General features: G+C 32.1%; 7 protein-coding genes. 2 read left to right on the plus strand and 5 right to left on the minus strand.

The features are described 5' to 3' along the window. The first annotated feature begins 46 nt into the window (after nucleotides 1–46). Nucleotides 47–931: a hypothetical protein gene (locus tag ACSVH2_RS09030; protein ID WP_438092843.1), complete on the plus strand. Its 885-nt coding sequence runs from the start codon at nucleotides 47–49 to the stop codon at nucleotides 929–931. Between the two features lie 54 nt (nucleotides 932–985). Here ACSVH2_RS09030 and hutI read toward each other — a convergent pair whose 3' ends face one another. Then, on the minus strand, nucleotides 986–2,224 hold the full coding sequence (hutI, locus tag ACSVH2_RS09035; RefSeq protein WP_438092844.1) for an imidazolonepropionase: 1,239 nt from the start codon (nucleotides 2,222–2,224) through the stop codon (nucleotides 986–988). 68 nt (nucleotides 2,225–2,292) lie between these two features. On the opposite strand from hutI, the gene corA reads away from it, so the two are divergent. Continuing rightward, nucleotides 2,293–3,363: a magnesium/cobalt transporter CorA gene (corA, locus tag ACSVH2_RS09040; protein WP_438092845.1), complete on the plus strand. Its 1,071-nt coding sequence runs from the start codon at nucleotides 2,293–2,295 to the stop codon at nucleotides 3,361–3,363. Between the two features lie 6 nt (nucleotides 3,364–3,369). On the opposite strand, the gene nhaA is transcribed toward corA, so the two are convergent. The 4 genes from nhaA to ACSVH2_RS09060 all read right to left on the minus strand — a co-directional run. Next, the gene (gene nhaA / locus ACSVH2_RS09045; RefSeq protein ID WP_438092846.1) at nucleotides 3,370–4,509 is read right to left on the minus strand and encodes a Na+/H+ antiporter NhaA; all 1,140 of its coding nucleotides are present in this window, start codon (nucleotides 4,507–4,509) and stop codon (nucleotides 3,370–3,372) included. Between the two features lie 61 nt (nucleotides 4,510–4,570). Then, nucleotides 4,571–6,514: an OmpA family protein gene (locus ACSVH2_RS09050; protein ID WP_438092847.1), complete on the minus strand. Its 1,944-nt coding sequence runs from the start codon at nucleotides 6,512–6,514 to the stop codon at nucleotides 4,571–4,573. A gap of 12 nt (nucleotides 6,515–6,526) precedes the next feature. Beyond that, nucleotides 6,527–7,438: a PorP/SprF family type IX secretion system membrane protein gene (locus tag ACSVH2_RS09055; RefSeq protein WP_438092848.1), complete on the minus strand. Its 912-nt coding sequence runs from the start codon at nucleotides 7,436–7,438 to the stop codon at nucleotides 6,527–6,529. A gap of 53 nt (nucleotides 7,439–7,491) precedes the next feature. Continuing rightward, the coding region (locus tag ACSVH2_RS09060) for a gliding motility-associated C-terminal domain-containing protein (protein ID WP_438092849.1) at nucleotides 7,492–8,578 on the minus strand (1,087 nt) is incomplete at its 5' end.

An 8,578-nucleotide genomic window follows, 5' to 3' on the forward strand; every position in this document is an offset into this window, starting at 1 on the left:
ACTATGTTAAATAATATTACTTTTGTTTCTATAAAATATTTAACTCATGGAAAATCAAGACAACAATTCAAAACTTAAAGGTATAATCATACTGTTAGCAGTATTATTAGTAGGTAGTTTAATCTATATTTTTAAACTTACTTCGGATGCAAAGACACTAGAAACAACTGTTACAACGGTAAAATCTGAAAAAGAGGATGTTTTAAAAGATTTAGAAGAATTAAAAACGACTTATGATGCTGCTATTGCAGAAAACACATCAATGTCTGATGAGTTAATTGCGGAAAGAGATAAAGTAGTAAAATTGATGACAGAGTTGAAATCAGCCAAAGGTGATAATGCTTCTCTAAGAAAATACAAAGATCAATACAAAGCAATGGAAACAAAGATGAAAAGTCTGATGGTAGAAGTTGATGTTTTGAAGAAAGAAAATCAAAAATTGACTACCAATCTTGATAGCACTACAGTGGTTTTAGAAGACTCTAAAAAATACAATCAAGTGTTAGTTGGTCAAAATGAAGAATTGGCTAAAACAGTCGAGAAAGGTTCTAAACTAACAGTTACCAATTTGAAAACGGCTGCTTACAAAGTAAAAAGTTCAGGGAAAGAAATTGCCACTGACAAAGCAAGTAGAGCTGATATGTTAAAAGTGAATTTTACAATTGCTGAAAATAAGATTGCTAAATCTGGTGACAAAACCTATTATGTTCAGGTTATTGACTCAAAAAACAATGTTTTGGGAGATAAAGCCACTATATCATTTGGCGATACTTCATTAACTTACAGTTTTACAACAACCGTAAAATATGAAAATAAAACAGTAGATGTTTCAGAGCAATTGCCAGGAAAAGATTTTGCCAAAGGCACTTACTTTGTAAATGTTTTTGACAAAGGAGAATTGGTTTCTAAAAGCAGTTTCTCGCTGAGATAATAATTTATAAATCTAAATTATAAGTCCTATCAAGTTAAGTTGATAGGACTTTTTTTATGCCATTACCTTTCCGTCTAAAATAATTTGCTCTATTAAATTACTACCAAAAGAATAGGGCAACTCATAATAGGAATTTAGCGGTTTTGTGATAATAAGATTTGCTTTTTTTCCAATAGTAATGCTTCCGTGAGTATTTGATATTCCCATAGCATAGGCACCATTAATTGTTGCTGCATTGATGGCTTCTTCGGGAGTCATTTTCATTTTGATGCAAGCGGTTGCTACCACAAAATTCATATTTCCCGATGGAGAAGTACCAGGATTAAAATCAGACGCTAATGCTAAAGGCAATCCGGCATCAATCATTTTTCGTGCTGGAGTATAAGGTATGCTGATAAAATAAGAACAACTTGGCAATGCCACAGGCATAGTTTCACTGTTTTTCAAAACCATGATATCTTCATCGGTTACAATTTCGAGATGATCAACAGTTAGTGCGTTAAGTTTTACACAAGCAGCAATGCCATTAATGGCTGTAAATTGATTGACATGAATTTTGGAACGCAATCCATATTTTTTGCCAGCTTCCATAATTTGTTCAGTTTCTTCCACAGAAAAATAGCCAGTTTCACAGAAAGCGTCAATATAGTCAGCAAGATTTTCTTTGGCAATTTTCGGTAACATTTCATTGATGATTAAATCAATATAGCCAGTATGATTTTCTTTGTATTCTTTTGGGAAAGCGTGTGCTCCTAGAAATGTAGCTTTAATAGTTATAGGATAATTTTTAGCTAGTTTTTTGATGACACGAAGCATTTTTAGTTCACTTTCAACCGTTAAACCATATCCTGATTTTATTTCTACAGCTCCAGTTCCTTGTTGGATAATTTCTTGTAATCTTTTTTCAGATTGATGATAAATCTCTATTTCTGAAGTTTCATTGAGTTTTTGGGCTGAATTCAAAATACCACCACCACGATTGGCGATTTCTTCATAGGTAAAACCATTAATTCTATCCACAAATTCTTGCTCTCGATTTCCAACATATACAATATGTGTATGGCTGTCACACCATGATGGTAAAACAATTTTTCCAGTGGCATCAATGGTAATATCGGCATTTATTTTTGGACAATTATCCATTGAACCAAAGGCTGCAATAGCATCATTTTCAATCAATAGAAAAGCATTTTTCAGGGTTGGCAAAATAGCCATTTCATCTCCAGAAATCATTTCAATTGCTATTTCTCGCACTTGTAAAAGTTCTTTTATATTGATGATTAATGTTTGCATACAATGATTTTTGGTAAAAGTAGTTTGAAAAAAATAAATATTCTTAAATTTAAACAAATTTAGAATTCGTGAGAAAAATTAAATACAAAAAGGGAAGAAAAGTTCAGCCAACGATTTTGGAGTATACAGGTGTGCATAAACATACCAAAACCGAACTGCAATTGTTTGTTTATGATGCAAATGATTTGACGGAGTATAATGAATTTAAAACAGAACAATTGCAAAAGTGTTTTGATAGTTCAAAAGTGAATTGGTTAAATGTTCATGGTATAAATGATATTGAAACTATTAAATCAATTGGAGATTTTCTTAAGGTTGATAATTTTATGCTTGGTGATATATTAAATACTACTAAGCGAACCAAATTGGATGAATATCATGATGTTTTATTTTTTAATATAAAATCATTATTACCAATTGAAAACTCCGATAACATTAACATGGAGCAAATAAGTTTCTTGTTGAAGAATGGAATATTAGTTTCTTTTCAAGAAAAGAGAAGTGATTTTTTTACCCATATTAGGGAACGAATCAGAACTCATTCGGGTATTGTAAGAGATAAAAAAGCGGATTATTTATTGTATTTACTGCTCGATGCGGTTATGGAAAATTTTTATATAACTATCGAGAGTGAAGAGGATAGAGTAGAGGACTTGATTAATTTATCAAAATCAAACACAAACCCAGAAATTTTAGTACAAATAGAAAAGCATCGGGATAATTTTAATTTTTTGAAGCGTTCAATAATTCCATTGAGAGACTCATTGTATTCCATTAAAAGCATGAAAGATGATAATGTTTTTAATGCTATTGAACATGATAATTATAGTTTTTTTGCTCGCTTACATCAAAAATGTTTAGAGTTGTTGGAGCAAGTTGAATATGATATGACAACGCTTGATAGTGCTTCCAATTTTTATTTTTCCTCCCAAAATCACAAAATGAATGAGGTCATCAAAACACTAACGGTGGTTTCTGTTTTCTTCATGCCATTGACTTTTATCGTTGGAATTTATGGGATGAACTTTGATGTTATGCCTGAACTTCGCTGGAAATATGGCTATTTTATGATTATGGGATTTATGTTTTTCTTGCTTTTGGGAATGATTTATTATTTCAAACGTAAAAAGTGGTTTTAAATAGTATTAATTAATTGTTTTCAAAGTGATTTTTAAATAAATCAATCCAATTATTCCCGCAATCAATGAAGAAATCAAAATCATGATTTTGGAATTGTCAATATGTTCACCATCAGAAAAGGCGAGAAGTGTTATAAATATTGACATTGTAAAACCAATTCCGCCCAAAAAGCTAACACCTAAAATGGATTTCCAATTTAAATCACTTGGGAGTTCACTTAATTTTAGTTTTACCGAGAGAAAACTAAATAATAAAATACCAACTGGTTTTCCAACAATTAACCCCAATGCAATTCCTAGCGTGTAATTATGACTTAGCATGAAATGCCAATCAGAATTCAGTATAATAGCTGTATTGGCTAAAGCAAATAATGGGAGGATAAAAAAGGCAACTGGTATGTGAAGAAAATGTTGCAGGATGAATGAAGTAGATTTTTTATTTCCTGAGCCAAATGGAATGGCAAAAGCCAATAAAACTCCTGTTATAGTAGCATGTACACCTGAATTAAGCATGAAGTACCACATTACAATTCCACAGATTAAATAAGGAATTAGATTGCGGACTTTTAATCTATTCAATATAAGTAGAAAAACAAATATGCCTAGTGAGATTAATAAATTACTCCAAATTATATTTTTTGTATAAAAAATAGCAATGATTAGAATTGCTCCTAAATCATCTATAACAGCCAATGCCGTTAGAAATATTTTAAGTGAAACAGGAACTCTGTTGCCAAGTAAAGATAAAATTCCTAGTGCAAAAGCAATATCTGTAGCCATAGGTATTCCTGCTCCAGATTGTGTTATCGTTCCATGATTTAGTAATAAATATAAACCTGCTGGAATAATCATTCCACCTAGCGCTGCAGAAATAGGTAGAAGAGCACTTTTTAAATTAGATAATTCTCCTTTGTAAACTTCACGTTCAAGTTCTAAACCAATTAACAAAAAGAAAATGGTCATTAAACCATCATTTATCCAATATTCAACGGACTGATTTCCTATTTGGTGGTGCCAAATATGTAAATAGCTTTCACTCCAAACAGAGTTTGCCAATAGTAAAGAAAGTATTGTGCAGATAATTAAAATGAATCCACCCGCTTTTTCACTTTCAAAAAAGTCATTAAATAGTTTTGTTATTTTCATATTCAAATATAAAAAAAAGCACCCATTTCTGGGTGCTTTTTGAGAATTCAATAAAGTATTTTTATAAACTTGTGATTATAAATTCACTTCTTCTGTTAAGTTGGTGTTCTGCTTCAGTACAAGGTACATCATTAGAACATTTGTTAACTAATTCAGTTTCACCTAGACCTTCTGAAGTCAAACGATCAGCTGCAATTCCTTGTTTTATTAACCAATCTTTTGTTGATTTAGCTCTTCTTTCAGATAGTTTTTTGTTGTAGCTATCAGAAGCACGGCTATCTGTATGAGAACGAATATTAATTTTCATAGATGGATTTTGTTCTAATACATCTTGTAATTTAGCTAAATCAACTGCTGCATCAGGTCTGATATTCCATTTGTCTAAATCAAAATAGATGATATTGATTTTGAAACAATTGGCCAAGTCATCTCCAACTTTAGCACGACATGTTTTAGTTTTAAGTTCGATATTCAATTCTGTTTTACCAGAAGTAGTTCCAATAATTACTGCAGATTCTTTAGTTTCATAATCTTCAAGAGAAGCATTCACATAATATTTTGTGCCACATTCCACTTCGGTAAATTGGTAACTACCAGTTGCATCAGAAACCGTTTCTTTGATTTTGTTGAATTTTTCATCAAACAAAACTAATTTAGTATTTGGCAATACCGCTTTAGTATCCTCATCAGTAATAACACCATAAAGAATTTGTTCACACCAAATAGGTTTTGTTTCTAAGAACTTATAGATATCATCATTTCCTTCACCACCATCTCTGTTAGAACTCAAGAAACCTCTTTTAGTTTTGGAGTTGATAATTAAGGCAAAATCGTCTTTTGGACTGTTTGCTTCTTCACCAACGTTTAATGGTTCTCTAAAAGTTCCACCTTCATTTGGTATTTTAGATACAAAAATATCCAAACCACCCAAACCAGGTTGACCATCAGAGGCGAAGTATAACTCATTTTCATCAGTTACAAATGGGAAGGTTTCTCTTCCTTCGGTGTTAATAGTATTTCCAAGATTTTCAACATTTCCAAAAGTACCATCTTCATTTATTTTTACTTTGAAAAGGTCAGATTGTCCATGTGTTCCTGGCATATCTGATGCAAAATATAAAGTTTTTCCATCAGGAGATAAAGCAGGATGTGCGACTTGATAGCTATCACTGTTAAAAGGAAGTGGAGTAATATTAGTCCATTTACCTTCATCATCTAGTGTTGCTTTGTAAATTTTTAATAAAGTAACTTTACTAGCATCATATCCTCTTCCATCAAGATAGTTGTTTCTTGTGAAAAATACTGTTTTACCATCTTTTGTAAAAACAGGAGTATCTTCGTGATATTTAGTATTTATTTTTTTACCAAATTTATCTACACCGGTTAAAGAACCATCTTCTCCCATATCAGAGCTATAAAGATTGGTGAAATATTGACCTGTCCAAGTGTGAATTTTTTTCGAAAAATTTCCAGTGTCACGAGCAGAGCTAAATACTACTTTTGTACCCATAAATGTTGGACCATAATCAGAATATTTAGAGTTTATCCCAGCATTTTCAATTTTATATCGTCCAGAATTTTTCTTGATAATAGCTAAATAATCTTTTTTGCTTGCAAAAATTTTCGCTCTAGAATCATTACCACTTTTATCATTGAACTTGGCCATCATTGAATCAGCTTTATCATATTCTTTTGATGCTCTCAAAGATTGTGAATAGCGATAATAAAACTCAGGTTCTTGTTCAGGATTGGTTGCATATAATTCACTATACCATTTGTTTGCTTTTTCAAGTTCAGCATTAAAATAGTATGCGTTTCCAATTTTTAGCAACATATCAGGTGATTTATAACCTTTCTCGTAAATACGTTCATAGGTTTTAATAGCATCTATATAGGCGTATTTATCAAATTCTTTATCACCTTTTGCTTCTTTTTTATTTCCTTGTGAATAGCTATTCAAACAAGTTAAGGTAACCAGTACTAAGTATATAATTTTATTTTTCATAATCTTGTGTTATTAGAAGAATCTAGGTGATACCATTTTACTTACTTTTTTGAACAACTCATATCGTAAAAATATCTCATGTGAACCAGAGTTGTAGTTTTGCAGTTCAGTTGTTTCCATGTCATAACTGTAACCAATAAACAAGCCATCACTAATTTGGAAACCAGCCATTGCACTGAAAGCAGCATCCCATCGGTAAGCTCCACCGAGCACTAACTTATCAAAAAACATGAAGTTTGCTGAAGCATCTACCTGAAGTGGTGCACCGGTTACTCCTTTTGCTAAAAATGCTGGTTTAAATTTAACTGATTGAGAGAGATCAAATACATATCCACCAATGAAGTAATAGTTTTCTCTTTCTTTATAAACTGCTACATCATTATCACTGTATTTAGTGTTACGAGCAATAGTTGGTACGGAAAGACCTAAATAAAGTTTATCAGAGTGAAAGTATATACCAACACCAAAATTAGGGGTTATTTTGTTGTTGAAATTCTGAAGGTTCGGGTCATTTTGATCGGCTGGATTTAATTTTGATACATCTAAATCAAACATATTAGCGGAAACTTTTAAACCAAAAGATAGTTTATAGGTTTCAGACGTTTGTATAGAATAGGATATATCTCCAGATAGATTTGTATTCTTAGTAGGACCAATTTTGTCATTTACTAATGAAACACCCATACCTAAATTACTATTGTTAAAAGGGGTGTTTAGAGAAAAGGCATTGGATACTGGTGCTCCATCTATTCCAACCCATTGTGTACGGTGTAATCCGAAAACACTCATCACTCCTCTAGATCCTGCATAAGCTGGATTAATATTGATAGTGTTATACATGTATTGTGTAAACTGAACATCTTGCTGCGCAAAACCAGTATAACACGATAACATCAAAGCGAAAATTAAAATTTTTGTTCTCATAATTTCTTTTTTATCCTGAGGGTTTTTAAGCCCTCAGGAGTTAGTAGGTAGGTTTATCTAGTAAGGTATAAATATCCGTTTTTGTTAATTGTATTTCCTTCAGTAGTAGTCCACTGAATAATATAGAAATAAGTTCCTGAAGGCAATTCAGCTGATGTTTCTATAGTAGTTCTTCCTTCAGAGATACCAATAAATCTTCGGGTATTATTGTCATAATTTTTAGTTTCATAAACCAAAACTCCCCAGCGATTGTATATTTCCACTTTATTGCTAGGATAACAATTTATATCTTCAATATTTTCGATATTAAAGTACTCATTTAACCCATCTCCATTTGGTGTAAAGGCATTGTGAATTATAATATTTTCACAAGGCTGAACTCCACAATCTGTATTAACAGTCATTTTAATCTCATAACTTCTAGGACATGGTCCATCAACAATAGTGTATGTGAAAGTATATAACCCAGCAGGAACTTGCCATGCATTGAATACAGTACCAGTTAATCCAGCTACATTATCATTATTAGTCCACGTTCCATTTGTTGGAGTTCCTTCAGGTAGCAATGTGTTAAGATCTATGGTATCAAATTCAGCTTCATTACAGCTCTCAGCTGGTATTTGTGCAATAACATCAGTTACTTGAGTGACGAATACGAATTGAGTATATGTTTGAGATAGATTTCCGCATGCATCTGATACTACCCAAGTTCTAGTGATAGTATATTCACCATCTACAACACTTGATGTAGTTTCAGTGAATACTGGCACTCCAACTGCAGAACAGTTATCTATAAATACTAATGTAGGAGCACCTGGTATATTATCACAAGTTGCATCAATTTTAACTACAAGAGGAGTATCAACAGCAACAGGACCAGTCGTATCAGATATACTTATTGTTTGCGATACCGAAACATCATTTCCACATGCATCAACAGCTGTCCATGTTCTCACTATTTGATAGTTAGAAGGGCAATTTCCTTGAATGATTGTTTCGCCCATTGTTACTGTTGCATTACCACAATTATCTGATGCTGTTAATACAGCAGGAGCAGGGATATTATCACAAGAGGCACTTGTATTAGCAGGTGTAGCTTCATTAAATACAGGAGCAACAGTATCACTTACGTTAATAGTT

It is taken from the genome of Flavobacterium sp. RSB2_4_14 (assembly GCF_051547085.1).
In the GTDB taxonomy this organism is placed as follows: domain Bacteria; phylum Bacteroidota; class Bacteroidia; order Flavobacteriales; family Flavobacteriaceae; genus Flavobacterium.